The organism is Desulfomonile tiedjei DSM 6799 (genome assembly GCF_000266945.1).
In the GTDB taxonomy this organism is placed as follows: Bacteria; Desulfobacterota; Desulfomonilia; order Desulfomonilales; family Desulfomonilaceae; genus Desulfomonile; species Desulfomonile tiedjei.
In genome coordinates this window covers 2933491-2960091 of the sequence record NC_018025.1, presented here as the reverse complement: position 1 = coordinate 2960091, position 26601 = coordinate 2933491, and the positions used below count along the sequence as shown (strand labels likewise).

General features: G+C 51.0%; 21 protein-coding genes and 1 tRNA gene. 14 read left to right on the top strand and 8 right to left on the bottom strand.

What is annotated here, in order from left to right; translation table 11 throughout:
• Positions 1 to 52 precede the first annotated feature (52 nt).
• From DESTI_RS31230 to DESTI_RS12430, 4 genes are all read left to right on the top strand, one after another.
• Positions 53 to 1213: a hypothetical protein gene (locus DESTI_RS31230; RefSeq protein WP_014810316.1), complete on the top strand. Its 1161-nt coding sequence runs from the start codon at positions 53 to 55 to the stop codon at positions 1211 to 1213.
• Between the two features lie 426 nt (positions 1214 to 1639).
• Complete coding sequence (locus DESTI_RS12440) at positions 1640 to 2320, top strand: CBS and ACT domain-containing protein (protein ID WP_014810315.1); 681 nt, start codon at positions 1640 to 1642, stop codon at positions 2318 to 2320.
• A gap of 246 nt (positions 2321 to 2566) precedes the next feature.
• Positions 2567 to 3634 carry an FAD-dependent oxidoreductase gene (locus DESTI_RS12435; protein ID WP_041286179.1) on the top strand — a complete coding sequence of 356 codons (1068 nt, stop codon included), beginning with the start codon at positions 2567 to 2569 and terminating at the stop codon, positions 3632 to 3634.
• Entirely contained in the window at positions 3635 to 5224 is a 1590-nt protein-coding gene (locus DESTI_RS12430) for a hydrogenase iron-sulfur subunit (protein ID WP_014810313.1), read from the top strand.
• A 317-nt stretch (positions 5225 to 5541) separates the two neighbouring features.
• Here DESTI_RS12430 and DESTI_RS12425 read toward each other — a convergent pair whose 3' ends face one another.
• Positions 5542 to 6702, bottom strand: a complete 1161-nt coding sequence (locus tag DESTI_RS12425; RefSeq protein ID WP_014810312.1) for a M20 metallopeptidase family protein — start codon at positions 6700 to 6702, stop codon at positions 5542 to 5544.
• A gap of 571 nt (positions 6703 to 7273) precedes the next feature.
• Here DESTI_RS12425 and DESTI_RS12420 point away from each other — a divergent pair.
• From DESTI_RS12420 to katG, 3 genes are all read left to right on the top strand, one after another.
• A complete protein-coding gene (locus DESTI_RS12420) occupies positions 7274 to 8095 on the top strand; it encodes a cytidylate kinase-like family protein (RefSeq protein ID WP_014810311.1) in 822 nt (273 codons plus the stop codon).
• A 21-nt stretch (positions 8096 to 8116) separates the two neighbouring features.
• Positions 8117 to 9862 (top strand): sensor histidine kinase, encoded by a 1746-nt coding sequence (locus DESTI_RS12415; RefSeq protein ID WP_041286178.1) that lies wholly within the window; start codon positions 8117 to 8119, stop codon positions 9860 to 9862.
• Between the two features lie 218 nt (positions 9863 to 10080).
• Positions 10081 to 12294 (top strand): catalase/peroxidase HPI, encoded by a 2214-nt coding sequence (gene katG, locus DESTI_RS12410; RefSeq protein WP_014810309.1) that lies wholly within the window; start codon positions 10081 to 10083, stop codon positions 12292 to 12294.
• Positions 12295 to 12845: 551 nt separating this feature from the next.
• Here the strand turns inward: katG and DESTI_RS12405 are convergent.
• A tRNA-Lys gene (locus DESTI_RS12405) sits at positions 12846 to 12921 on the bottom strand.
• A gap of 221 nt (positions 12922 to 13142) precedes the next feature.
• On the bottom strand, positions 13143 to 13697 hold the full coding sequence (locus DESTI_RS12400) for an ankyrin repeat domain-containing protein (protein WP_014810308.1): 555 nt from the start codon (positions 13695 to 13697) through the stop codon (positions 13143 to 13145).
• Positions 13698 to 14074: 377 nt separating this feature from the next.
• Between DESTI_RS12400 and DESTI_RS12390 the strand changes: the two genes are divergently transcribed.
• On the top strand, positions 14075 to 15073 hold the full coding sequence (locus tag DESTI_RS12390) for a zinc ribbon domain-containing protein (protein WP_014810307.1): 999 nt from the start codon (positions 14075 to 14077) through the stop codon (positions 15071 to 15073).
• Between the two features lie 16 nt (positions 15074 to 15089).
• Positions 15090 to 16178 carry a DUF362 domain-containing protein gene (locus DESTI_RS12385; RefSeq protein ID WP_014810306.1) on the top strand — a complete coding sequence of 363 codons (1089 nt, stop codon included), beginning with the start codon at positions 15090 to 15092 and terminating at the stop codon, positions 16176 to 16178.
• A gap of 21 nt (positions 16179 to 16199) precedes the next feature.
• Here the strand turns inward: DESTI_RS12385 and DESTI_RS12380 are convergent, their stop codons facing one another.
• Complete coding sequence (locus DESTI_RS12380; RefSeq protein WP_014810305.1) at positions 16200 to 16628, bottom strand: hypothetical protein; 429 nt, start codon at positions 16626 to 16628, stop codon at positions 16200 to 16202.
• A gap of 371 nt (positions 16629 to 16999) precedes the next feature.
• On the opposite strand from DESTI_RS12380, the gene uvrA reads away from it, so the two are divergent.
• Together uvrA and DESTI_RS12370 are read left to right on the top strand one after the other, a co-directional pair.
• Positions 17000 to 19960 carry an excinuclease ABC subunit UvrA gene (uvrA, locus tag DESTI_RS12375; protein ID WP_014810304.1) on the top strand — a complete coding sequence of 987 codons (2961 nt, stop codon included), beginning with the start codon at positions 17000 to 17002 and terminating at the stop codon, positions 19958 to 19960.
• An 8-nt stretch (positions 19961 to 19968) separates the two neighbouring features.
• Positions 19969 to 20700 carry a DNA alkylation repair protein gene (locus tag DESTI_RS12370; RefSeq protein WP_014810303.1) on the top strand — a complete coding sequence of 244 codons (732 nt, stop codon included), beginning with the start codon at positions 19969 to 19971 and terminating at the stop codon, positions 20698 to 20700.
• Positions 20701 to 20717: 17 nt separating this feature from the next.
• Here DESTI_RS12370 and DESTI_RS12365 read toward each other — a convergent pair whose 3' ends face one another.
• From DESTI_RS12365 to queF, 4 genes are all read right to left on the bottom strand, one after another.
• Positions 20718 to 22394 (bottom strand): long-chain-fatty-acid--CoA ligase, encoded by a 1677-nt coding sequence (locus DESTI_RS12365; protein ID WP_014810302.1) that lies wholly within the window; start codon positions 22392 to 22394, stop codon positions 20718 to 20720.
• 438 nt (positions 22395 to 22832) lie between these two features.
• Positions 22833 to 23636, bottom strand: coding sequence for an ABC transporter permease (locus DESTI_RS12360; RefSeq protein WP_014810301.1), 804 nt, complete (start codon positions 23634 to 23636; stop codon positions 22833 to 22835).
• A gap of 12 nt (positions 23637 to 23648) precedes the next feature.
• Positions 23649 to 24299 (bottom strand): ABC transporter ATP-binding protein, encoded by a 651-nt coding sequence (locus tag DESTI_RS12355; RefSeq protein WP_014810300.1) that lies wholly within the window; start codon positions 24297 to 24299, stop codon positions 23649 to 23651.
• A gap of 6 nt (positions 24300 to 24305) precedes the next feature.
• On the bottom strand, positions 24306 to 24746 hold the full coding sequence (gene queF, locus DESTI_RS12350; protein ID WP_014810299.1) for a preQ(1) synthase: 441 nt from the start codon (positions 24744 to 24746) through the stop codon (positions 24306 to 24308).
• A gap of 170 nt (positions 24747 to 24916) precedes the next feature.
• On the opposite strand from queF, the gene DESTI_RS12345 reads away from it, so the two are divergent.
• The 3 genes from DESTI_RS12345 (at position 24917) to DESTI_RS12335 (ending at position 26548) form a co-directional block, all read left to right on the top strand.
• Positions 24917 to 25726 (top strand): energy-coupling factor transporter transmembrane component T family protein, encoded by an 810-nt coding sequence (locus DESTI_RS12345; RefSeq protein WP_157212155.1) that lies wholly within the window; start codon positions 24917 to 24919, stop codon positions 25724 to 25726.
• A gap of 30 nt (positions 25727 to 25756) precedes the next feature.
• A complete protein-coding gene (locus tag DESTI_RS12340; RefSeq protein WP_014810297.1) occupies positions 25757 to 26035 on the top strand; it encodes a hypothetical protein in 279 nt (92 codons plus the stop codon).
• 237 nt (positions 26036 to 26272) lie between these two features.
• Positions 26273 to 26548, top strand: coding sequence for a hypothetical protein (locus DESTI_RS12335; protein ID WP_014810296.1), 276 nt, complete (start codon positions 26273 to 26275; stop codon positions 26546 to 26548).
• Positions 26549 to 26601 lie beyond the last annotated feature (53 nt).

Here is a 26601-nt window from a genome sequence, read left to right as displayed (position 1 = left end):
GGATCGAACAGCAAATTATCGATGAAACTCAACTTCGAACGTGAGGCCGATCATGAATAATCTCATAGGGATACTGCTGGCGGCAATGTTGGTTGCAACCCTTCCGATGGAGGAAGTCTTCGCTCGCGGCTTTGGAGGCTTTCGAGGTGGCTTCGGCGGCGGATTCGACCGGGGAAGTTTTGGTGGTGGATTCGACCGAGGCGATTTTGGTGGTGGATTCCGTGACCGGAGTTTCGGGGGAGGCGATTGGGGTGGATTCAGGCAGGAGGGATTCCGCCGTGACTTCCAGGGAGATGCCGGTCGGTTTCGCTCGGAACACGCGGATGCATTCCGTGACAGAGAAGGACAGCGCTTGGACCGAGACAGAAACAGATGGGGATCGCTTCCGGATCGTGATTTCGCAGGGACATCTCGAACCCGCCTGGACAATTTCCTTGGCATGCCCACTGACGCAGGTATCGGCCATCTCAGCGGAGAAGCCGGGCGACTGGATGTCACATCTCGCAGCCTTTCAGCGAACGTCGTATCCCGAACCCATGTCCCGTATATTCCGCCTGACGATCGGAGGGCTCAGGCGTGGAACGTACGGCATAATTTTGACGGACATCATGTCTTCAATCCCGATTGGTGGCGACGTCATCCTGGAGCCTGGGTTGGCGCCGGTATAGCGGCTTCCGCCTGGACGGCTGCAACATGGTCGAGTGCTGCCAACTGGGTGGGATGCGACCAGATGCCCGAGGACTACGATTATGGCAGCACAGTGCTGTATCAGGGCGGCGATGTGTATGTGGAAGGTCAGTCTGCGGGATCTGACGAACAATACTACGACCAGGCCAGCTCGCTCGCAACTTCCGGTCAAGACAAGAAGGATGATGACGCGAACTGGTTGCCTCTGGGCGTGTTCGGAATGGTCCAAGGCCAGCAAACCGATCCGACCATGATCGTTCAGTTGGCCGTAAACCATCAAGGGGTCATACGAGGCAACTGTTATTACGTAATTTCTGAAATCAACGTGCCTATTCAGGGAGCAGTAGATAAGCAAACGCAACGTGTCGCGTGGACCGCGGGGGATAACAAAAATACGGTCTTTGACACGGGCTTGTACAACCTTACAAAGGATCAGGCCGGTGTGCTTGTCCACTTTGGGAAAGATAAAACCCAGGAGTGGTTAATGGTTCGTCTTACGAGCAAAGATCAGGCTAAGAGCGATTAACAAATCGACTGGATGGCTCGATTCCGGCGGTTCGCAGACTCAGGGTTCATATTTGAACTGCTGTGTTAGATCGATCCGTCGGAGTTCAAAAGGCAAACTGTTCAAGCGATCCGGATCGGTCCTCCAATCACCCGGACGGAAACACATTGACGACTTGTTTTGTGCTGTTATCAGTGTTACTGTGAACGTCGTCTTTTACCCCTCCGATGAACGGGCTTGACAGCCTTCCCCGGTGCCTTAACCGATAAGGTGTGTTTGCTCACGGCAGAATCTTCCCACGATCTGGCCGGAGAATTGCGTATCGGGGGCTGAGACCATAAATTCAATGATAGTTGGATGTGGTACGATTGGGGAATTCTCACTGCTTCTTCCTCTCTCATTCGCGTGCAATTTGAGACTTTGCGGGTTCCGCGGAGGGAAAAGTAAATGATAGTAAGAAATTGGATGAGTACTAAAGTAATTACCGTAAACATTAACGACAGCGTTCAAGAGGCAATAAGCCTGCTCATGCAGCACAATTCCAGCATCTTACCGGTCGAACATGACGGCAAGGTTGTGGGACTGATTACACATCGCGACCTGCGCAAGCTGAGAGACACCAAAGGCTCCAAGCCTGATATGCGGAATATTCCGGAGGCAGTGCTACAGCAGAAGGTGGATACGATCATGTGCAGATCGATTATAGCTGTGCCACCTGAGTACACGGTAGAAGAGGCCTCACAGCTTCTTCTGGAACGAAGAATTCCCGGATGCCCTGTGCTGGATCATAATGGAGAGATAGTGGGAATCATAACCAAAAAGGATTGCCTCAAAGCCTTTACGGAAGCAAGCGGAGTGACATCGATGGGGATCCTTTTCGGGTTCTTGGTGGAAGATCGGGAAGATTGTATCAATGACGTTCTCAAGGTGCTTCATAGACATGATGCTCGTCTCATGGCCATCATGAGCCTGTACGCGAATGCTCCCGAAGGTCACAAATTTCTCTATATCCGATGTTTTCACATCGATAACAGATCCATCCAGGAACTCCGCGATGAACTGGCGAACACCGCAAAGCTCATTCTGGTTATAGACCGAAGCAAGGGAATTCAAGAGATGTACGATTAAAGAACCTGTTCATTTTCTCGGCTTCGAGCATTTCGAGAAGATACCTCCTAGTTTTTTATCGAGTTTCGACATCATCAGGCGGTAGTCGATCTCACTATTATCTGCTATAATGCCTCCCAATCTGCGGCTTGTTCATTCAAGGAGTTTTCCTCTCGTGGGTTCCATTAACTGTATCCCCGAATGAAATTCCAAGCCGTCGAACCAGGGCGCAGACCGTACATTACTTTAAATCCCGGAAGAAAATTCTTGAGCAGGACTGAGGTTCCCAAACTGATGGATAGACCAATCGTTATCGTTGGAGGCGGAGTTGCCGGTCTCACGGTCGCCAGATTATTGGCCGGGAATGGCATCAAGAGCATCGTAGTGGAACGAGAAAACAACCTCGGAGGGCACGTCGGCCAATGGGCTTGCATGGCGACGGATACGTGTCTCAGGTGTCATTGCTGTTCCGTTGAAGAAATGGTGAATTACGCGCTTACATCCGACATGATCGAAGTGCGTACCGGCTGGGAACTGGCATCGTTTTCTCCGTCCGCGGGAATTGCCAAGGAAGCACTACTGAAGCAGACCGGAACGGCCAGAGAAGAGATTGAACAGGCTGAAGCTCTGGTCATTACCACCGGATTTCAACCGTACAATCCTGCTGAGAAGATTCTGTTGGGACACGGTCGCTTGGACCAGGTGTTCACGTTGGCTGAAGTTGACTCACTCTTGCGAACAGACAAGCTGTCCCTGTTTACTGGCGATAGGGATGGGCTCAAAGTTGCCTTCTTTCAATGTGTGGGATCCAGGGACGCCAGCTCCGGTGGAAATTACTGCTCGCAATATTGCTGTCAGGCTGCGTTGAGGATGGCTCTTAAACTGATCCATGAAGATCCCCGGATTGCTGTCACCCTTTTCTACATTGATTTGCAGTTGGCCGGTAAATATGGCGGAGCACTGTTGAAGGCAGCCCAAGACAAGGGTGTTCGCCTGCTCCAAGGTGTACCGGGCGAAATCAGAAATTCGAACGACTCTCTGGAAGTTATTATAGAATCGCAAGGTCAAAACCTGCATGAGACTTTTGACCGAGCAATCCTCTCCATAGGGCAAAGGCCGAACGCATTGGAGTCATTTGTAGAGCAGTTGGGCCTTTCTGCAGATGATTTCGGATTCATACAATCGAAAGACACGCTGGACAGCAGTCGAACCTCCGTCGCCGATGTGTATGTGGCAGGAACCTGCTGTGGGCCGAAAAACATTGAGAATACCGTGTCGCACGCAGGTCAGACTGCCGAAGCAATTATGGCGGATCTTCGAAGGAAAGGAATTTAGATGAGCTTGAGGCATTCCAAAGAGGCACTGCAAACCGTACCCGATGGCGAAACAAACCCGCGGGTTCTGATACTAGGAGGCGGCATTTCGGCTGCTATAGCGGCTCAAGCTCTCAAAAACACAGGCCTGCAGGTAACGTTTGCGAGAATCCAAGACATCTCTGAGAATGTCTATGTCCCCTATCCTTCTCGTTCTGACGATTTCGTGAAGGATCTGGCAGCCCTGCCGGGTGAGATCGAGATAATTGATGTCACGCAAATACCTGTCATCGAGCGAACTGAGAGTATGTTCAGAGCCGTTTTCGAGGACAAGACGGAATCAACAAACGATTGTATCTTCTTGTCTCCAGGCGTTGCACTGAAACCGGTCCCCGAACGTCTTCCTCAAGGAACCGAGCTTTTCACTGCACAAACCGGGGTACTCCCCAGCGAGCGGGTAGCCTTTTTGCTGGATTATGCCGAGTTGACCGCGCCTGCCGTGGGGATGTCTGCAATCCGTGTTGCTACCGATCACGTACGCAATGGAGGAGAGGCTCTCATCTGTTTCAAACATGCCCCAGTGCTACATGTTTTCGGAGAAACACTGTATCAAGCTGCAAGAAAAGCTGGGGTGCGTTTTGTCCGTTTCGGAGAGAAATTACCTGAGATTCAGGTTTCCGGTGACAAGGAAGGGCGAAAACACTTTCAGGTGGCGACGGAAGACGTCATTGACAGTGGAAATGAATTCGTCTGGGAATCTGACCGACTGATAGTTGCTACCGGGCCGGATGCTTCGTCAATTCCGGGATGGGCACAGAAAATTATCAAAGGCGATTTCGACGGCCGGGGATACATGTTATCCGACAGTATCGATTCGAGTGTAGGTCGATCTTTGCAAAGCGGCGTATTCGTGGTGGGAGGAGCAACAGGTAACCTGGACTACATTGGTTCCACGGCTCAAGCTTACGCTGCTGCCGCTGAAGCGAAGGCATGGATAGAGAACTCCCTCCTTAAAAGAAATAAAGAGACTCTTTCAATTGATACGACATGCGTTCGGTGCCTGACATGCTACAGGGTATGCCCGCACGGTGCGTTGTCTTTACAGGTAAACACTTCTCGTTCACGCATCCAGCCGTTATCCTCGTTCTGCGTCGAATGCGGGATATGCGCTTCAGTGTGTCCGGCTGCCGCAATTACACTGACCGCTTGCCCCCAGGAATCCATCAATGCCTTTATCAACGACGTGAGCCCTTCCGACCTGCCCAAGACGACGTTCGTGTTTGGCTGTAAACGATCGGCAGCGATGATGGCCAAATCGATGGAGATGCCTGAGAATGCTCGTTTCTTGGAAGTTCCGTGTGCCGGCAGCGTGTCGGAACATTCTATTTGGTCAGCATTAGCCGCCGGGGCAAAAGGCGTACTCGTAGTGGGATGTCATGACGGGAATTGCCATTCTCATGTCGGCACGAACTTGGCCGCAGCACGAGTCGAGCAAGCACGGAGCATCGGGATCTTTGATGGTAATCCGAAAATCGGCTATTTTACCGTCGCTCCGAATGAGTATGCTCGCTTTCAACGCCTGTTGAGTGAATTCTTGCAGATTGAAGACTAAGCCTTTGGGCTCGATTCCCAGTCCTTTATCAAGTTGGACTTGTATTTACAGGGATAGATCGATTCTCGAAAGTAATCACGGATTGTGAAGAGCAGTTCCCAGCAATTGGTAGCGCCGGCCTCCGTGCCGGCGAACAATTCACCAAACAAAGCAATAAGTTATCGCCGACAGGGACGCCGGCGCTACTGATTCTTCCCATTGCAGGCATTGGATTCCGTCAAGACTTTCGATAACAGCTATAGATCGACTGCCGAAGGTTCATCTGCAAGCAAAGACCGGTAAATAAAGACTTTCTCTAATTTTGTTCCCCGGATTCTCTACAGGGGCAAGCTGGTCTCGACCATGCGCACGAAATAGCTCGCACCTACCGGCAGCGCTTTGTCGTTGAAATCAAAGGCTGCGTTGTGAAGAGAAGCAGAGTCCTCGCCATTTCCAATGAACGCGAAGACTCCCGGAATTCTTTGGAGGTAGTACGCAAAGTCTTCGCCTCCCATCATTGGAGGGAGTTGAACCACGCCATCATCGCCGAGCAGACTTTTTGCAACATTGGTTGCGAATTCGCATGCAGGTGAAGCGTTGATCAGCGGAGGAGTGCTCCGTTTATATTCGATGGATGCTATCACCCCATGTGCAGCGGCCACACCGTCGACAATCGCCTTCATCTCCATCGGAACAGGTTTTCCATAAGCGGGGTTCAGATAACGAACCGTCCCCTTGAGCCGAACGCTTTCGGGAATGACGTTGTGCAAGTTGGAACTGGACTGAATGCTCGTTACTGCAACCACTACCGAATCGATGGGATCTACGGTACGCGTCGCTATTGTCTGAAGTCGCGAAATCATTGCACCAGCCGCTGCAATAGGATCTCGCGCCAAATGCGGAGCGCCCGCGTGACCACTGCGGCCGGTGATGGTGATCTTGAAATTGTCCACGGCAGCCAATGCGGTTCCGGGTGTGATGCTTATGCGTCCGGCTGCCAACCCGGGGAAGCTGTGAACTGCAAAAATGGACTGGACTCCATAACGTTCGAGGAATCCCTGTTCGAGCAAGTGCTTCGCTCCGCCGGTGACTTCTTCGGCAGGCTGAAACACGAACACCACGGTTCCTCTGAACCTGCGGGAAAATGAAAGATACTTTGCCGAACCGAGGAGCATCGCAACATGTCCGTCGTGTCCGCACGCATGTGTAACGCCGTCTGCTGTGGATTTATGGTCGTGTTGACCCTGATCGGAAAAGGCAAGAGCGTCCATGTCGGCTCTCAATGCTATCACAGGACCTTCGTCGTTCTTTAGAATTCCAAGCACTCCTGTGCTTCCCACGCCTTCCACTATCTCGTCTAACCCGAAGGACCTGAGCAATTCCGCAACCTTGGCTGCTGTCCTGTGCTCGTGAAAACTGATTTCAGGGTGCCGGTGAAACTCATGGCGCCATCCAATCATTTCATCGTGTATTGCAACTATTCCGGGGATAAGAACCATCACATGTCCTCACTGCATTGGTAAGCCATCTGTCCCCATGCCAAGGAGTGAAGCTCGCCAAGCTTAGACAATCTGTTAATAACATGGTGACCAAATAAACCCGATGCCAAGAAGCATGTCAATCGAATCGATCATGGAGCGCTTTTCCCATAAAGCAGATGAATGAAGCACGGCAGAAGTATACTCCGATATCCTGCAGCCTGTACGGAAATCATCACAAAGGAAATATATCGTGATACTAAATGGTGATAAACACTATTATTAGACAGTAATCGGTATCGTCTCGGCTGGAGAATGCCGGCTATTAAGGGGCGGTGACTTTGATGGGGGCGGGATGTCCGGGTTGTCCGATAGGACGTCTTTCTGGGGTTGTTGGATTACGAGAAGGAAAGATGTGTCATGCAACGGTCCCTTGGCTCTGAGAATGAGAAGAAACGTGCTATACCTCGAGATGGGCACGTGATACATGCTTCGATAAACCAGCCCTCAGGCCCATTGAATGCCGTGGCGGAGGCTGCATCAACTCAGGAAGACAGGCGAACGGAGAAAACTTCGACCTGAAGGAGGAGAGGTGGCAATAATTACCATCTCACGAGGATCATACAGTAAGGGAAAAGAGGTGGCCGAAAAGGTAGCGCTCAAGCTGGGCTACACTTGTATCTCCAGAGATCTGCTCGTCGAGGCTTCAGAACAATTCAACACTCCTGAAATCAAGCTGATACGAGCCCTGCACGACGCACCAACGATACTGGAACGATTTTCACATGGCAGAGAGAAGTATTTGGCCTATTTTGCCTCGGCTCTTCTTGAGAAGGCTCAGAAGGATAACCTCGTATATCACGGCTTGGCTGGCCATTTCTATCTCCAGAATATCGGTCATGTCCTGAATGTGAGGATTCTCGCGGATTTTGAAGATCGCGTTCACTTCGAGATGGAACGCGAAGGGATTTCGCGTGATGAAGCAGCGTACATCCTAAAGAAGGACGATGAAGAGCGGAGGCAATGGAGCCTTAAGCTTTTCGGCATTGATACAAGCGATCCGGCATTGTACGATATGGTCCTGCACATTCGGAAAATCTCCGTGGACGATGCGGTGGAACTGATAGTCCGTACAGCAGGAATGGCTAGTTTCAGAACGACTGTCGAATCTCAGAGCGCTGTGGACGACCTCACCTTAGCAGCGAGAATCAAGGCCGAAATTGTCGCAAACTATCCGACTGCCAAAGTGACTGCTCAGCAGGGGACTGTGATAATCTTAGTAGAATTAGAACTTTCATCGGGAAAGCGTTCGGTGGAAACGGTTCGGTGGTTGACGGAGATGGCTCAGCGTATTCCCGTCGTCAAAGAAGTGTACATTAGAGGAACCAACGGAGTTGTCTTTGCTCCCGAATGACCTTAGGACTGGAAATGTCTCTTGGTCGAATCGATCCTGAGCTTAGGGCTTCAGGATCACGTCGCATTAATATCCAAGAAAAGGCGTCATCTGATGGACGTGACGGTCAGTCAATACAGATTTCAGTATCGCTCTCTTGCCTCAAAGATGTTCCTCACCACCTTTGCGGTGTCCATCATACCTCTTCTCATATTAGGAGCTGTGGCCAGATACTATTTTATCTCCTCTTATAAAGTTGAGGTACAGCAGCGTTTGAAGGAAATCATTCTGAACGGACAGGCACAGTTGGAGAATATTATCCAAGCCCGGATTATAGCCCTTCGAGTGCTGGCTCAGAATCCTTCCGCCTCATTTGGAACGAAATCCGCTGTCTCCGAGAATTTCCAGGTCCTGAAGTCAATATTCGGAGACACTGTCCAGTCGCTGGTTCTATTGGACTCCCAGGGGAAGCAGGTCGCATGGTCCCCAGATACCGTCGAGGATACTCCGTCCGATTCTTCGATTTTCCCGTTCCTCCAGCGGACCAATGAAAGAGGACTGTATATTACTGATGTTGCAACGGATAAGACCCGAGGGAACAGTTTCACGATTGCTCTTCCTGTGGAACACGATCGGAAAAAATGGGTCCTTCTTGCAGCATTCAGCACCGATCCTCTAACCCGGGTGCTCGGCGGGCTCGATCTGGAGCCGGCAGCCAGAATTTTCATCGTCAACAGAACAGGGGAGGTTCAGGTAGCATTTCCGGCTGATGCTGCACTTCCGGAAAAAGTAGCCTACGATGAACGAATGGCCGGACAGGAGGATTGTGCTGTACCGGAAATTAACGAAAGCCCTGAGGGTTCTACTATTTGTCTGAAGATAAGAATCACGAATACCCCTTGGATGCTGACACTTTTCGAAGAAAAAGACCACGCTTATGCAGCAATCTACGATGCGCGCCGTTCGTCGATAGCAGCCGTTTTCCTGGGAGCACTTATTTTAGGGCTGGTTGCTGCGTTTGTGTCGCGACGTCTGGCCCATCACGTAGCACACATGGATCAGGAAAGACAGCTCATGAATGAGCAACTCATGCAAACGGCGAAGCTTGCCTCCCTGGGAGAGATGGCAGCCGGAATAGCCCACGAGATAAACAACCCACTGGCCGTCATGGTTCAGGAAGCCGGCTGGATGCAAGATCTACTGGACGATGGAACGGACGAGATCCGGGAGAACATACCTGAATTCAGAGTCGCATTGTCCCGGATCCAGGCACACGGGAAACGATGCCGGGGCATCACGCACAAACTCTTGAGTTTTGCACGCCCGGTGGACCATAGGGCCGAAGTCATCCAACTAAACAGCATTCTCGAGAATGTCGTGGAACTCTATTCACACAGATCGCAAGGCGGCGACCTTACCTTTACGACCGTACTTGCGCCCGATCTTCCGAAAGTGCAGGTTTCTCCTTCCGAAGTGGAACAAATACTGGTTAATCTTATCAATAATAGCTTGGATGCCATGGAACACGGTGCGGGGAGCATCGCGATCACAACCAGGCTTCACGGACATTACGTTGTTGTTGATGTATCGGATAACGGCCCTGGAATCCCGAAAGAGCATCTGACCAAGGTTTTCGATCCGTTCTTTACCACAAAGCCTGTGGGAAAAGGTACCGGTCTCGGACTTGCTATTTGCTACGGTATTATGAAGAAATTGAGAGGTGACATAACCGTTACCAGTGAAACAGGACAGGGAACCACGTTTCATCTGTTCTTCCCTGTTGTATAATTAAAGATTACGCCTACAGCACCAGAATTTCTTCATGTGCTTTTCCAAAAAGACGGGCTTTAGAATTTACAATCATCGCTTGGACTTCTTTGGTTTATGTCGGAAATGTCAAGAGGATACGTGACACAGAAATTTCCTTGGCCAAAAAGAGATAACGGTTATTGAGAGATAACAATTCTCGTGCAGAACGTTAACAAGACAACCGAAGGAGGAAAGTTATGAATGAAGATAGCAAGTCCCCGGTAGTGGGCGGAGCCAAGCAACCCGCTTTCGGCAAAGGCACGACGAACCGGGACTGGTGGCCGAACGAGTTGAACCTGAAGATTCTTAACCAGAACTGTCCCATGAGCAATCCCATGGGCAAGGAGTTCAACTACGCTGAAGAATTCAAAAAACTCGACCTGAAGGCCGTGAAGAAGGATCTCTATGCGCTGATGACCGACTCGCAGGACTGGTGGCCGGCCGATTTCGGTCACTACGGGGGACTCTTCATCCGCATGGCGTGGCACAGCGCGGGCACCTACCGGATCGGCGACGGCCGCGGGGGCGCGGGGTCCGGCACCCAACGCTTTGCGCCTCTCAATAGCTGGCCCGACAACGCGAACCTCGACAAGGCGCGCCGTCTGCTCTGGCCGATTAAGCGGAAATACGGCCGCAAGATCTCCTGGGCCGACCTTATGATCCTCGCCGGCAATTGTGCGCTTGAGTCGATGGGCTTCAAAACCTTCGGCTTCGGCGGCGGGCGCGAGGATGTCTGGGAGCCGGATGAAACCTCCTGGGGTGCCGAAAAAGAATGGCTGGCTACAAGTGACAAGCCTGACAGCCGTTACACCGGCGACCGGGATCTGGAAAACCCTCTGGCGGCCGTACAGATGGGCCTGATCTACGTCAACCCGGAAGGGCCGGACGGCAACCCGGATCCTCTCTTGGCGGCCAAGGATATCCGTGAGATCTTCGCTCGCATGGCGATGAACGACGAAGAGACGGTGGCGCTCATAGCGGGCGGCCACGCGTTCGGCAAGACGCACGGCGCCGGTGATGCGGCGCATGTCGGTCCTGAGCCCGAAGCCGCCTCCATCGAGGAACAGGGCCTCGGCTGGAAGAGCAGCTTCGGCACGGGCAAAGCCGGCGACACGATCACCAGCGGCATAGAGATCACTTGGACCCAAACGCCAACGAAGTGGAGCAACAACTTCTTCAGAAACCTGTTCACCTACGAATGGGAATTGACGAAGAGCCCTGCCGGTGCGCATCAGTGGCGACCGAAGGGTGACGCCGGCGCCGGCACGGTGCCGGATGCCCACGACCCGTCGAAGCGTCACGCCCCGGGCATGCTGACCACGGACATTGCCTTGAAGGTCGACCCTATCTATGAAAAGATTTCAAGGCGCTTCTACGAGAACCCGGACCAGTTGGCAGACGCCTTCGCCCGGGCGTGGTTCAAGCTGACACACCGCGACATGGGGCCCCGCTCGCGCTATCTCGGTGCGGAGGTCCCGGCCGAGGAGCTGATCTGGCAAGACCCTGTGCCTGCAGTCGATCATGAGCTGGTCGACGCTCTGGACATTGCAGACCTTAAGGTCAAGATCCTTGCTTCCGGCCTGTCCGTCTCGGAACTGGTCTCGACGGCCTGGGCGTCGGCATCCACGTTCCGTGGCTCCGACAAGCGCGGCGGTGCGAACGGCGCGCGAATTCGTCTCGCACCGCAAAAGGATTGGGAGGTTAACCAGCCTGCCCGACTGAAGACTGTTCTGCAGGCCTTCGAGGGAATCCAGGAGGAGTTCAACAGTGCGCAGTCAGGCGGGAAGAAGGTGTCTCTCGCCGACCTGATTGTCCTGGGTGGATGCGCAGGTGTCGAGCAAGCTGCGAGGAATGCCGGTCACGATGTGACCGTTCCCTTCACGCCCGGACGCACGGATGCCTTGCAGGAGCAAACCGACGTGGAGTCGTTCGCCGTACTCGAACCGGTTGCAGACGGGTTCCGTAACTACCTCAAAACCAAGTACGCCGTATCGGAAGAAGAATTGCTGGTCGATCGTGCGCAACTGCTGACGCTGACCGCACCTGAGATGACGGTTCTCGTTGGTGGTATGCGCGTCTTGAATGCCAACTTCGGACAGTCCAAGCACGGTGTTTTCACCAAGCGGCCGGAGACCCTCACCAATGATTTCTTCGTGAATCTGCTCGACATGAGAACCTCGTGGAAGACAACCTCGGAAGGCGAAGATGCGTTCGAGGGGCGTGATCGCGCAACGGGCGAACTCAAGTGGACAGGTACCCGTGTCGACCTCGTCTTCGGTTCGAACTCCCAACTCCGGGCCGTGGCGGAGGTCTACGGATGCGAGGACTCACAGGAGAAGTTTGTGCACGACTTTGTAGCGGTGTGGAACAAGGTAATGAACCTTGACCGCTTCGATCTCGTCCGATCGTAGCATAAACGTCTTCGAAGGCTTCTGAAGCACGTCTGAACTGCAGATCGGATGATCGGGAAGCGATAGCCGCCACGAATTGATGGTGTTTTGAAATGCTCAAGGAGGCTATTGGCAATATATGAGGGCGGCGTTTCAATACAATCTGAAACGCCGTCGTTTCTTTAAGCCCTTGCAGTCTGTCGGTCACGGAAACTGGAGCCCAAACACACACACGAATTGCCAAAACTAATGTCCGATTAGGGACAGGGGGGTATTGGTAGGTGCCGTGCCTCCGTGCCGGCACACTCTTTAATATGATTAATGATATCGATTGAATGGACCGGCAGGGACGCCGGTCGCTACCAATATCCTGTAATTCACACGCGGGACAAACGACAAAATTTTTGGCGCTGACTATAACAAGCGATAACTAAGGATGTATAAGAGATTATCTGAATTTGAAATAGCGCCTGCATGGTTTTCTGCAGGAGGCATTTCTGGCAGAATGATTATCCCTGAGTATCCCTCAACAAAAAAGGCCAGCCAGAAATTGGCTAACCTCTTGTTTTCTCTGGTGGGCCGTCGGGGGCTCGAACCCCAAACCTACTGATTAAGAGTCAGTTGCTCTACCAGTTGAGCTAACGGCCCTTTTTGAATTTGCTAAATTACCCCCAACCGGTTCATTTGTCAAGGCCCATAGCCGGATCATGATAGAGATTCAGTTTCGGGTGGTAGTTGAACGACTGTTTATCTGTGCGTAATCCGCAAAAATGCACGCTCGCCCAGAGGAAGCTGCAAATTCGGCAATCGCGTTAGCTCGACTCAAGTGTACTTCCTGTTCTTGCCGTCAAGAACTCGCCAGTCAGCCTTTACTCTTTGGCTCCGTGAGCCTTGAGCAATTCCATTATCTTGGTGTGACCCTTTGTGGTAGCTGCCAATAATGCGGTATCTCCGTCTTTGCTCTTTGCATGGATATCGGCTCTATTTTCGATGAGCAGTTTTACAATATCGAAATGACCTTCGTATGAGGCTGCCATGAGGGACGTAACACCGCTACTATCCTTGGCGTTGGCATCAGCTTCCCATTCCAAAAGTAGTTGTACAACCGGGGTTTGCCCCATGGTGGAACTCACCATCAGTAGAGATACGCCATTGGCCATGACATTGACGTTGGCTTCCCATTCCAAAAGCAGTTTCATGATCTCGAGATGATTGTTGAATGCAGCAGCCATTAGGGCCGTAATCCCATCCCTATTCTTAGTCTCTACATCGCAGCCCTTGTTCAAAAGATCTTGCACTCGTTTCAAGTCTCCCTTTTGAGCCGCTTCAATAAGCTCCAAATTCTGGTCAGAAAACGATGTGGAACAAATAAGCAATACCGTACAAATCATTATTCCCAACACGCTAATCTTTGATTTTTGCATGGTGAATCTCCCATCATTCATTTGTCAAACCGGTTCGATGCATGTGTCTATCATCATGAGGGCGGGCACGAAACAATTTCCCTCAATGTGAGCAAGCCTCTCTTTATGGGAGAGTGCCACGCGGGTACGCTCCACGCAATGACAATCTTTGGCCGGGTGGCATTGGTTGATTTTCGCTATCGAAAACTGGCTTTGAGGTTGATTGCACCAATCGAGCATAAGAACAATCCCTGGCGAACTCACCAGCATGCTGAAGCCATTCTTCATTGAACAACGAAGCAGTTACCTCTTTTCGTTTGCCTTCTGGTACTCTATTCTATATATCCGCCGACCCGGAGAGTCTTTCCGGCACAGCTATTTTCACCAGGGAGCGAAACGTGTCTGAGGACGGCAGAAAAAGAGTCAACGTCAGCAGTTTTCTCGATGATTTCTCGAGAGGGGCTTCGGATCAGGAACTCCGAGAAAAATTCGGCCTCACTCATTCGCAATTGAGCAGGCTGGTGGGAGTCCTCAAGGAAAGAGGGCAACTCACAGCGGAAATAGCGCGGGAGCGAGAAAACAATCTGAAGATTCGATTCGGCAGCCCGCAAGGCCCGCGCGATTCGGAAGAATCGCTGGCAGTGGATCTCAATACCGGCCTGGTGCTGCATTGCCCATCCTGTGGCGCGGCAGTAAAACGAGATGCTCAAAGATGCGAGTACTGCTCGGCACCTCTGGATTTTTCACTCAAGGGAAAAACGATCAACTGCCCGCATTGTTTCGCTGAAATTCCGGCTGACAGCCGCTTCTGCATAAAATGCGCAAAGACCGTGAAAGGTCTGATAAAAGATGGGCTTGTTCTGGAAGACCGTTTGTGTCCCCGTTGCGAACTTCCTATGCGTGCAAGGAAAATTGGAGACTTCTCTGTAATGCATTGCGAGAAGTGTACGGGAAGCTTCATCCCGGAGGAAACTTTCGAGATGATGCAAGAGAACTCGCAACGTGTCGTGGTTTCGATTGATGGAGGCAAACGCGCTCCCGCCCAGAGTGATATGGCAATTCGATACGTGAGGTGCCCAGTTTGCCGAAATGTGATGAATCGAATGAATTTTGCTCGTATCTCGGGAATTATCATAGATTCCTGCAAGGGCCACGGCATGTGGTTCGATCCGGGTGAGGTCGAGAAGATCATGGATTTCGTAGCTAGAGGCGGGCTCCAGAAAGCCAAAATAGAAGAACTGGAACGCCTCAAGGCTGAAGAGAAAATGCAAAAAATCAAGAACATGCAAATCTCCGGACGCGGAACATCGGATTCCTGGGACAACTATCCGGGAGCACAGGGAGCTCTTTACACCGCGGACATCGTCGGGTGGGTCTGGGATTTGTTGAAAAGGTAAAACTGCGAGGAAATATATGGAAAAATCGATTGTTGCGGTGCAAAGAGCAACGCCTGAGACAATACTTGAAGATGTCAGAACAGCCATGGAAAACGCGAGGTTCAGAGATTATCTGGATCCGGCAGCCCCGGTAATCCTCAAAGACAATATTTCCTGGCACTTTCCCTTTCTCGGGGCAAATACTACACCATGGCAACTGGAAGGAGTGATCCTCACTCTGAAAGATGCCGGATACAACGATATTGTCTGCGTTCAGAACGAGACGGTGGTGACAGATGCATTCAAAGGGGAACAGCTCAATAAGTACGTTCCGATCTTCAAGAAGTACAACATACCGGTACTCTATAATTTCCGTAAGGAAGATATGCGCTGGATTCGGTACATTCCCAAAGCAAAAATGCGGGTGCTCGACGATATTTACCCGGAAGGGATAACAATTCCGGAATATTTCATAGGCAAGAATATCGTGCATCTTCCCACGGTAAAATGCCACATTTACACGGGCACCACCGGGTCCATGAAGAATGCGTTCGGAGGATTGCTCACCACCCGGAGACATTATACCCACTCAGTCATTCACGAAACGCTGAACGATCTGCTGGCAATTCAGAAAGAGATTCACGCCGGGATCTTCACTGTCATGGATGGAACGATTTGCGGAAACGGCCCGGGCCCCCGGACTATGATTCCGGTGGAAAAGGATCTGATGCTCGCAGCAGGCGACTGTACAGCTATCGACGCTGTGGCAGCGAAGCTGATGGGGTTCAATCCGTTAGATCTGAATTTCATCCGGATTGCCCACGAATCGGGCCTGGGACAGGGAGACCTCAGGGATATCGAGATCGTCGGAACGGACATTTCACAAGAAAGTTGGGGTTTTACAGTTGGGAATAATGCCGCTTCGCTGGTAGGCAGATTCATCTGGTTCGGACCGCTCAGATCCGTGCAGAAGCTGTTCTTCAGGACCCCGCTCGTATACGCTTTCGTGTTCGGATCTTTTTTCTATCACGATTTCGTTTACTGGCCTCTAAAAGCAAAACCCCAAATGGAGGCCTTCAAGAAGACCAGCAAATGGGGAAAGCTCTTTGACCTGTATCCGGCCTAGCGGAAAAAGGAAGGCCTCGTCTTAAATGTCCCGGAAGAACTGACTAGTGAGGTGATCATTCAGTTCTTTCCTGACCTGAGCCTGTACCGATTTCAGGTCTTTTCGCCACTGCTCGATCTTTTCCAGTGCTTCTTCTTCCCATGGAAGCCGCGCTGCAGGATCTTTTACCAGGATATCTCGTTCCAGTTCCTTGGGCACGGGTGATTGCAACAGCCTCTGATACTTGGTCTTGATTCTCCTGATCACGTGGAGAAGTTTGAGAAGATCGTCTCTCGATAGTTGGCGTTGCGGTTTACCGGAGCGGTTTTTGGGGATAAGATTCAGTTCCTCCAGTGGCGTCCCCTCTTTAAGGGCCTTGTTAATGATTTGTTTGAGGTGGCGGTAATTGCTTTTGAAGTCACCGGGAGGTTCGGAGACTCCATCGGCCGGATTGGAAAAAGAAAACAACATAACCATACCTCCTAGCGGAAAGGTGAGACACCCGAGAGAGGTCCGACGTGCCTGACTCTCGGAAACACTGGCGAAATAACACGCCCCCCTGGGTTAGTCAAGCAATAGTTTATAGTTTTCGTGCATCTTCCCGAAGAAATAGTAAAAATGTTAGTTCAGCACTGGGAAAGACCGTTTCCGGCGCGTTCCGAGGCCCTCCCCTTTACACCAGCCGCCACATGCTGTTAATTCTTACCAGGCCTTTCGGGGGAAATTGGATGTCCCCCGATTAATCGACAGGCCGGCAATGTTGCACGAAAAAACAGCGGCGGACGCGTGTTCGCCCCAATTTTTCGGGTTGAATCGACTCGGATCAGGGAACTCGGTTTATCGTGGGAGCAAAAGAAATTATCATCAAGGGTGCGCGGGAGCATAACCTCAAGAATATCGATATTAACATTCCTCGCGACAAGCTCGTCGTAATAACAGGTCTTTCCGGCTCAGGAAAATCCACTCTCGCTTTTGACACCATCTATGCAGAAGGTCAAAGGCGCTATGTGGAGTCGTTATCTGCATACGCAAGGCAATTTCTGGAGATGATGGATAAGCCTGACGTCGATCTAATAGAAGGACTCTCCCCTGCAATAAGCATCGAGCAGAAGACTACTTCCAAGAATCCTCGCTCTACAGTAGGTACGGTCACTGAAATCTACGATTATCTGCGTCTTTTGTACGCACGAATCGGAGTTCCTCATTGCTGGGAATGCGGACGGCCCATCAGTTCAATGACAGTCCAACAGATGGTCGATCAGGTTCTCGGTTTTCCCTCGGGGACTCGAGTGCATTTGTTGGCTCCCATAGTTACCGGCAGGAAGGGAGAGTATCAAAAGGAATTACAGCACCTGCAGCGGGAAGGCTATGCGAGGGTGAAAATTGACGGGCAACTCCGGGGTCTTTCGGATGAGATACAACTGGAGAAGAATAAGAAACATTCTATTGAGGTGGTGGTAGATCGGCTAGTAATCAAAGAAGGTGTGGAGAAACGCCTCACTGATTCCATGGAACAAGCTGTGAAGCTCGGTCAAGGCATCGTCATGGTCGAAGAGTTGGGGGGACCTGTTCATCTGTTCAGTGAGAAGTTCGCCTGTCCGGAGCACGGGGTGTCTCTGGGAGAAATGTCACCTCGTCTGTTTTCGTTCAACAACCCTTTTGGCGCATGTGAGACCTGCGGGGGGCTCGGCGTAAAGATACGATTCGATCCTGACCTTGTGATTCCCGATCCGGATCTTTCTCTGAAAAAAGGGGCAATCGCACCCTGGGAAAAACGGGGCTCCATCTTCTTTTATCAGATGATTGAAGCTCTGGCACAGCACTATGGTTTTAATTCGGATACACCGTTCCGCAAGCTTTCCGAAAAAGTGCAGGGAGTCATTCTCCACGGATCCGGACACGAAGAGATCGATTTCTCCTATGAACGTGACGGCCGGAAACACTATTTTCGCAAGAGTTTCGAGGGAGTCTTACCGAACCTGGAACGACGATATCGTGAATCCGAAAGAGACGAGCTGGACGAGGAATTCACTCGATTCATGAGCTCCATTCCCTGTCCGACCTGCGAAGGGGCCAGGCTCAAGAAAGAGGCCCGGTTCGTACTCATAGAAGATATGCCGATCCACAAGTTGACTGCTCTCTCCGTGAGGGAGACTGTTCGTTTTGTCGAAAATCTCAAGCTGGATGCCCGCCGAACTGAAATCGGAAGACGTATCATTAAGGAAATAAGGGACCGCCTCGGTTTTCTGGAGAAAGTGGGCCTGGGATATCTTACTCTGGACAGGTCCTCGGCCACTTTGTCCGGGGGGGAATCGCAGCGTATACGATTGGCCACGCAGGTAGGATCGTCTCTGGTAGGTGTGCTCTATATCCTCGACGAACCGAGCATAGGATTGCACCAGCGTGACAACCGTCGGTTGCTCTCCACGTTAATGGACTTACGGGATCAGGGCAATTCCGTTCTTGTCGTTGAGCACGACCCCGAGACAATCCTGAATGCCGATCATGTAATCGATATGGGGCCCGGTGCGGGTCGCATGGGAGGTGAAATTGTCTTCTCCGGGAAACCGGCTGATATTCTCAAGAGCGAAGATTCGCTCACGGGAAAGTACCTTTCTGGCCGCGAGTTTATCCCGGTACCAAAGAAGAGACGTTCCAAAGGGAAAAAGAAGATTACGATTCGAGGTGCACGTGCAAATAATCTCAAGAATATTGAAGTGGCGATTCCTTTAGGTGTGTTTAATTGCATAACCGGGGTCTCGGGATCTGGAAAAAGCACGCTGGTCATGGATATTCTCTACCGAGCACTGGCACAACGACTCTATAAGAGCAAAGATAAAGCCGGAGAGATCGATTCCATTGAAGGAATGTCCCTGGTGGACAAAGTAATAGATATAGACCAGAGCCCCATCGGTCGCACTCCTCGATCGAATCCGGCCACGTATACCGGCGTGTTTACCTTCATCAGAGAGTTATTCGCAAATCTACCGGAATCCAAGGTCCGTGGTTACAAGCCGGGCCGCTACAGTTTCAACGTGAAAGGTGGAAGGTGTGAAGCGTGCAGAGGTGATGGCATCATCAAGATAGAAATGCATTTTCTTCCGGACGTGTACGTAAAATGTGAGGTCTGTAAAGGGAAACGATACAACCGAGAGACGCTCGACATTCGCTACAAGGGCAAAAATATATCCGAAGTATTGGATATGACGGTGAATCAGGCTGCAGAATTCATGGCCAATATTCCTTCCGTGTTCAACAAATTACAAACAATTCAGGCAGTAGGACTCGGATATATCAAGCTCGGTCAGGCCGCGACGACTCTCTCCGGAGGAGAGGCACAGCGCATAAAGCTTTCCCGTGAACTTTCGAAACGAAGTACAGGCAGAACGCTGTATATACTCGACGAACCCACTACAGGTTTGCACTTCGCAGACGTGCGGAAGCTTCTGGATGTTCTCATGAGCCTTGTGGATGCCGGCAACACCGTCGTTGTTATCGAGCACAATATGGATGTCATCAAAGTTGCGGATCACATCATCGATCTGGGACCTGAAGGCGGAGACGAAGGAGGCACCATCATAGCTCAGGGGACTCCCGAGCAAGTCTCTGCGACGCCCGGATCGTATACCGGGCTTTACTTAAAAGAGGTCCTGGAAAACGACAAAGGATATCAACCTTTTTCCATTGATACGGAACAGGTGGCAACTGTTGTGCTTAGCCATCAGAACAATACGACTCCCACTCGGGAACGTCGCAAGGCCGCCAAACCCGGCGTCCGAAAATCAGCCTCGCGACTGAACTGAGGCAAATTTTGAAGAAATCACTACCAAACCGCAGCAACAAAGAGCTCATGGAATGGATTCTTGCGACATTCGAGTCATGCCGAAATCCGGAGGCAGTCCTGGGAATGGCTCGTTACGGTATCAGTCCTGAGAAAACATACGGAATCTCCATTCCCCGCCTGCGAAAGATCGCTCGTGAAGTCAGAAGAAATCATCAGTTGGCGATTTTGTTATGGGATTCAGGCATTCATGAGGCACGCATACTCGCTTCTATGATTGCAGTCCCCTCGGAGCTTACTGAAGAGCAGATGGATTCCTGGGTGAGAGATTTGGATTCCTGGGATGTCTGCGATCAGTGCTGCAACAATTTTTTCCGCAAGACTCCGTTTGCCTGGGACAAGGCTCTGGAATGGAGCAGACAGCAGGAAGAATTGGTGAAAAGAGCCGGATTCGTTCTTATGGCGACTTTGGCCGTACATGAGAACAAAGAGCCGGATGAACGTTTCGTGCGATTCTTTTCCATCATAAAACGGGAATCTTCAGACGAGAGGAACTTCGTAAGAAAAGCGGTAAACTGGGCACTCAGGCAAATCGGAAAACGTAATGTGGTTTTGAACCGGGCAGCCATAGAATGCGCGGAACGAATCCGGAACATGGATTCCAAAGCGGCTCGATGGATAGCAGCGGATGCTCTGCGGGAATTAACGAGCGAAGCTGTTCAGAGAAGGATACCGGAAGTCAGGAGACCTTCTCTGCGATGAGAAGGTCTCCCGATTCTTTATGATGATTTGGCAGATTTTGCCTGATCGAGGCGTCGCAACTCTTTTCGCAGAATCTTTCCTACCGCACTCTTGGGGAGTTCTTCCACGAACTCGACATACTTGGGCACTTTGTACTTCACCAGATTCTTCTTGCAGAATTCGATAATTTCTTCCGGTGTCGCATTTTCACCAGGCTTCAGCACGACGAACGCTTTGATGCGTTCTCCCGAATAGGCATCCGGTACGCCGATGACGCATGCTTCCATGACCTTGGGATGCGTGAATAGGACTTCGTCCACGTCACGAGGATAGATATTGAATCCCCCTGAGATGATCATATCCTTTTTTCGATCCACAATGCTGTAAAAACCATCTTCATCGCAAATAGCGATGTCGCCGGTGAGGAGCCAGCCTTCTTTCAATGTGGCAGATGTTTCATCAGGCCTGTTAATGTATCCTGTCATGATTTGCGGCCCTTTCAGGCACAATTCTCCCGGCTGGCCCTGTTCGGTAATTTCTTTCGTATAATCGTCCACATCCACAATCTTGGCGTTGGTATTGGAAATGGGAAGTCCGATGGTTCCTGGTTTTGTTCTGGCGCCGAATGGGTTGATATGTGTGACAGGAGAAGACTCGGTCAAACCGTAACCTTCACAAATCTGCGCACCCGTGAGCGCCTCAAAATTCTTAATAGTTTCTAGCGGGAGTGGAGCCCCCCCGGAGAAGCATCCCTTTAGTGATGTAATATCGTATTTCTTGAGATCCGGGAAATTGATCATACCGTTGTACAATGTCGGCACTGCAGGCATATACGTGGCTTTGCTCTTGCTGATACCCTCCAGGATCGACTGTGGCTCGGGTTTGGGGATCAAAACGATAGCCCATCCATTGTAGATGGACATGTTCATTGCAGTCGTGAGACCGAATGAATGGAAAAACGGCAGGCAACCGATTGCTATTTCTCCTCCCTGTTCGAAACCGGGGAACCAGGCGAGGCATTGCTGCACATTGTACGACAGATTACCGTGGGTCAGTTGCACTCCTTTGGATACTCCCGTTGTGCCTCCAGTGTAAATCAGTGCCGCCGTGTCCTGCATCTTCGATTTGTGAGGCTCCTTTATAGGAGCATTGTTCTTGACAAGATCGGTGAACTCATAAATATCCGGACCGGCAGGGGTATTCAGATGCATACCTTTCCTCACGAAGGGAAAGAGCTGCTTCTTTATAAACGGCAAATAGTCCCTGATGTGGCAGGAGATCAACTGTTTGATCTTTGTCTTCGGCCTGAGATTGATCATCCGCGGCATCAACACATCAAGGCACACGAGCATAGTGGAGCCGGAATCATTGTATTGATGCTCCAGCTCTCGATCCGTATACAACGGATTATTCAATGCCACTGCAGCTCCTGCTCTAAATGCTCCATACGTTGCGACCACCATCTGCACGAGATTCGGGAGGAGCATGGCAACGGTGTCGCCGGGTTTCACTCCCAGGCCTTTGAGCCCTGCAGCGAAACGAGAAACCATATCATCGAGCTGCTTGAAGGTAATTGTGGTGCCCTGAAACAGGAGGGCTGGATTGTTCGGGAACCTCTTGGCAGATTTCGCAAGAGCCTCGCCCAGGGGGATCTCGTCAAACTTGATTTCAGGGGGTACTCCCGGAGCATATGATTTCAGCCAAATCTTTTCCATGGACCGCTCCTTGAATTGAATCGCGTGTTAGAACCTGAAAGACTGACGTGCCGAACCGTCTCGTACCAAGCGCTTCCACCAGCAGGATTTGGGATGCTCCACTTTGTTAAGAAGCGTTTCCCCGATCTCACTTCTTCAGTCGCTGTCGGTATATCAAAGGGATAAACCTTGTCTGTACGAGTGCCAACATCCATACAGCAACAGCTATTCGGACATTCCTCGGTGAACCGGTATCCCCCCTTTATGACACTACTCAGTTGCGTGGCCGCATCGCTTGTCGGTTCTCCAGGTCGAGTTTCAAAATGAAACTGACACACCCGGAAGTGCTCACAGAATTCTTACACCATTAGACCTGGATTCCCAAGCAAAAAATGGCTGTATATGGGAACAAGATCGATTTTTACTGATTTCTCAATCAACGAAAAAAATAACACAACGTTAGTGTTTGCTGGTCGAGAGTTCAGGACGTAATGCATCATCCCGGGTAAAAAGGCGAATATACGAGATTCCGACGAGCATCATGCTGCCGAAAGCTACAGCAGCAGAGATCATCAACATTACAACGATCTGATATCGCGCTGCCTCCGCAGGATTAGCCCCTCCCAGAATTTGACCTGTCATCATTCCTGGAATACTTACAAGCCCTACGAGCATAAGGCTGTTGATGGCAGGAGTCATTCCCGCTCGAAGTGCCTCGCGTACGCAGTCCTGTACTGCCTCCCAGCGCGTTGCTCCCAGAGTAAGAAAGGCTTCCACCTCATCGCGCCTGGATCTGACTTCAGCATAGAGCCTGTCAATGGACAGAGCTATCCCGTTTGCGGCATTTCCAAGAATCATCCCTGCAATAGGTATGGCAATTCGCGGAGTATACCAGGGGTCCGCACGGATAATTACCGCAGACACGATTACCAGTACCAGATATGTACTGGACGCAAGCGAGACGAACGCCAAAAAAGCCGGGAAATCCATTACGTTGGGAGTCCTTCTCGTGGCAGTCCGAGACGCTATGCCGCACATAACAGCGACGACAATCATCACCACCAATGGGTTTTGAGTTGCGAAGATCCAGGTCAACAAAAACCCCATGACCGTAAGCTGAACAAAACAGCGAATAGCGCCCCAGAGTAAGGATGTGACTAATCCAAGGCGAAAGACAGCGGATACTCCCGCAGAAATAATGACCAAGAGAGCGCTGAAGGCAAGCTGCGCGTCCGAAATCGGTATAACGTGCGAGGGTTCCATGACTCCACACCTTCATTCCAAAACAATCTCAGTGCCCGGCAATAATTCTTTAAGCCGATCGTCATGAGAGACTGCGACGACTCCTCGACCATCGGCAAGCAACCATTCCTGAATGAGCGATATCACTTCATCACGACTTTCCCGGTCCAACGCGGCGGTAATTTCGTCTATGAGAAGAATCTCCGGATCCACCAGTAAAGCCCGCACCAGAGTGACTCGAGCGCCCTCCCCCACGGAAAGCGATATGGCATCTCTGTCCATAATGTCCGAAGGCAATAGAAGCCTTGATAACAGGGACTGTGCGGTTTTTTCATCAAAAACGGCTGAAGATCTGCAACGGAAGGAAAATGCCTTTCTCAGGTTCTCACAGACCGTGCCCCTGAAAAGAACAGGCTTTTGTTGAATATATACTATTCGCATTCGCCACGATAAAGCGGCAATATTTTGCCAGGAAATCCCCTGGAGGAACATATCCCCGCCTGCAGGTTCGGCAAGCCTTGCGATGGTGCGAAGCAGCGTGCTTTTTCCTTTGCCTGAAGGGCCGGAGATCCACACTGTCTTGCCCTGGTTCAGTACAAAAGTCGTGCCAGGGGATACATTCTGAAATCCAATCCGGAATTTCAGGCCGGTAGCACTGAACAGTGCGGGAGCTACGGAGTTCATAAATGGCTACTTGCTCGTAGGTCCTTCAAAACCGGGGCGGCAATACTCAGCCGTCACGTCGATACCGATGCCTCCCCGGGGATTCATCATTCCTCTTACCGATATCCAGCGCGGATCGCATGCGGCAATGAGATCGTCGAGGATTCTATTGGTTATCTCTTCATGAAACATTCCGCAGTTGCGAAACGAGAAGAGGTATATCTTTAAGGACTTGGATTCGACACACTTGAGATCCGGGATATAGGTAATCTTTATCTTGGCGAAATCCGGCTGTCCCGTTATCGGACATAGACTCGTGAACTCGGGACAATCGAATTCGATAACATAATTGCGGTGCGGGTACTTGTTCGGAAAAGTCTCTAAAATGGCGTCTTCCGGACTGTCACGATAAACAGTCGTGCAACTCTTTTGCAGTAAAGTCAGACCTTCAATTGTTTTGTCGGACATGATATCGTTCTCATTCGCTGGATATTCGGACTTTCAAGAAACTGGCAGTCAGAGGAAATCGAAATTTCCCTGGAAACGTTACCAGCAAAAGCGGATAACCTCAAGACGCCGCTCCATAATTTCCATGTGTAGTCTCCCGAGATCGGCAATCTAACGCAGTGGGCAGAACCGTGACGAGATCGTACGACATCTTCATTGGCAGCTTTGTTCCAGGTACATCAGTCCTTCACAGACTGGATCCCAGAACAAAACTGGCAGGCCTGCTGGTTTTACTCACTGTGGTGTTCTCGCTGACAAGCGCAACGAATGTTGCAGTGTCACTCGTTTGTGCTGTAGGAATGGCCGTTTCATCCAAAGCGGGTTACGGCGTGTGGATGGTAACACTGAGGCGGTTCAAATGGATGCTTTTTCTCGTGCTGATACTCAACATTCTTTTCGTTCGTGAAGGTGCTCCTGTAACGCCAGGAAACGTGGGGTTGCCTTTCACATATGATGGTTTGGAGAGAGCGGCTGTACTTACCATCCAACTCACTGCGGCGATAGTCTTGTCTATGAGCTTCACGCTGACTACTTCTCCGCTGGACATAACTAAGGGATTCAGCACCGCTACTCGCCGATTTCGCAACCGGTTTCCCGTGGATGACATCGGCATTGTGCTGCTGTTGGCTATGCGTTTCATACCTTTGCTGCAGCAGGAAGTGCGCACCATTGTGGAAGCACAAAAAGCGCGGGGAGTAGAGTTCGGCCGGGGACGACTGGTTTCGCGAGCTTCAAATTTAGCTGCAGTGCTGGTTCCGGCACTCTCTGCATCCTTCAGGAGAGCAGACACGGTGGCACTTGCCATGACAGCACGGGGTTTTGAGCCGGGACGGCCCCGTTCTGAATTCAGGCCTCTCCGTTTTTCAGCTTTGGACATGTACGCCGGCGTCTTCATCGCTGTATACGCGGCCGGACAGATCATCCTGGCATCGCAATCTTGATTGAAACCTTCACCAGATAGGGAGACAAATATGAGCACCCCTGAATCCAAGTGGGATACCAAGATCATAGAAAAAATGCACCCCGGAGCAGTTACCTTTGCCTGGGACGATGGAGAGATAGTCACCATCCCTGCCCCTGCCGGAGCCCTGAAATCACTGCAGACAGCATGGGAGTGGGTGGATCCTCAACTCAGAGAATTCGCCAAAGGAAAAGGCCGGCCCCGCAGTGTTTGTCTGAGGTTGGACAGTGGAGAGTTTCGCGGCCTGAAATTCCCGGATGTAAATACCAGTCTCGACCCGTACGATTGATGGGAACTCTTATTCTCATCGCCGAGTAATTCTTCCGCATTCGCTGACCCGATTTCCGGATGGGGACCGCTTTGCACCGATGGTATCATTATCCTCAACATTGACTTATTTTAAGGTATTGTATCAATTTTCTTCATTTAGGTTGATAAGTATTTTGTAACATCTGGAAAACTGTGATATATAACGCTTCCTAGATAAGGCGGAGTCACCTCGCGCCATTTGAAAAGGAGACCGAAAATGCGAAGCCTTTGTCTTGCACTTGTTTGCGTGTTCGTCGCGTTTTCCAGTAATTGCCAGGCAGAAGATTTACTTGTAAAAAGCTGTCCGGAACTGATTCGCATGGCTGAGAATTTTCAGCATGATTTGAGGGCCATTGATGCCGTGTACGGCTCAGCAGTTGAAGCAGGAAACATGGACCGTATCAAGAACTATAAGCTGAGGAGGGGAGCCGTCCGGAAAGAGTTGGATTCAGTTATGAGAGCCATAGACGTGAGAGGCTGTGTTAAGAAATAGGCAGGCAGAACGCGTCTCGTTGCCTCGGTGACCTCATTCTGTAGCAGTTGATA

Excerpts from the sequence above, each read along its gene's own strand:
- DESTI_RS12440 (WP_014810315.1), top strand. The coding sequence starts at position 1,640 with ATGATAGTAAGAAATTGGATGAGTACTAAAGTAATTACCGTAAACATT.
- DESTI_RS12380 (WP_014810305.1), bottom strand. The coding sequence starts at position 16,628 with ATGTTGTTTTCTTTTTCCAATCCGGCCGATGGAGTCTCCGAACCTCCC.
- DESTI_RS12425 (WP_014810312.1), bottom strand. The coding sequence starts at position 6,702 with ATGGTTCTTATCCCCGGAATAGTTGCAATACACGATGAAATGATTGGA.
- queF (WP_014810299.1), bottom strand. The coding sequence starts at position 24,746 with ATGTCCGACAAAACAATTGAAGGTCTGACTTTACTGCAAAAGAGTTGC.
- DESTI_RS12400 (WP_014810308.1), bottom strand. The coding sequence starts at position 13,697 with ATGCAAAAATCAAAGATTAGCGTGTTGGGAATAATGATTTGTACGGTA.
- katG (WP_014810309.1), top strand. The coding sequence starts at position 10,081 with ATGAATGAAGATAGCAAGTCCCCGGTAGTGGGCGGAGCCAAGCAACCC.
- DESTI_RS12385 (WP_014810306.1), top strand. The coding sequence starts at position 15,090 with ATGGAAAAATCGATTGTTGCGGTGCAAAGAGCAACGCCTGAGACAATA.
- DESTI_RS12360 (WP_014810301.1), bottom strand. The coding sequence starts at position 23,636 with ATGGAACCCTCGCACGTTATACCGATTTCGGACGCGCAGCTTGCCTTC.
- DESTI_RS12365 (WP_014810302.1), bottom strand. The coding sequence starts at position 22,394 with ATGGAAAAGATTTGGCTGAAATCATATGCTCCGGGAGTACCCCCTGAA.
- DESTI_RS12335 (WP_014810296.1), top strand. The coding sequence starts at position 26,273 with ATGCGAAGCCTTTGTCTTGCACTTGTTTGCGTGTTCGTCGCGTTTTCC.
- DESTI_RS12340 (WP_014810297.1), top strand. The coding sequence starts at position 25,757 with ATGAGCACCCCTGAATCCAAGTGGGATACCAAGATCATAGAAAAAATG.
- DESTI_RS12355 (WP_014810300.1), bottom strand. The coding sequence starts at position 24,299 with ATGAACTCCGTAGCTCCCGCACTGTTCAGTGCTACCGGCCTGAAATTC.
- DESTI_RS12430 (WP_014810313.1), top strand. The coding sequence starts at position 3,635 with ATGAGCTTGAGGCATTCCAAAGAGGCACTGCAAACCGTACCCGATGGC.
- DESTI_RS31230 (WP_014810316.1), top strand. The coding sequence starts at position 53 with ATGAATAATCTCATAGGGATACTGCTGGCGGCAATGTTGGTTGCAACC.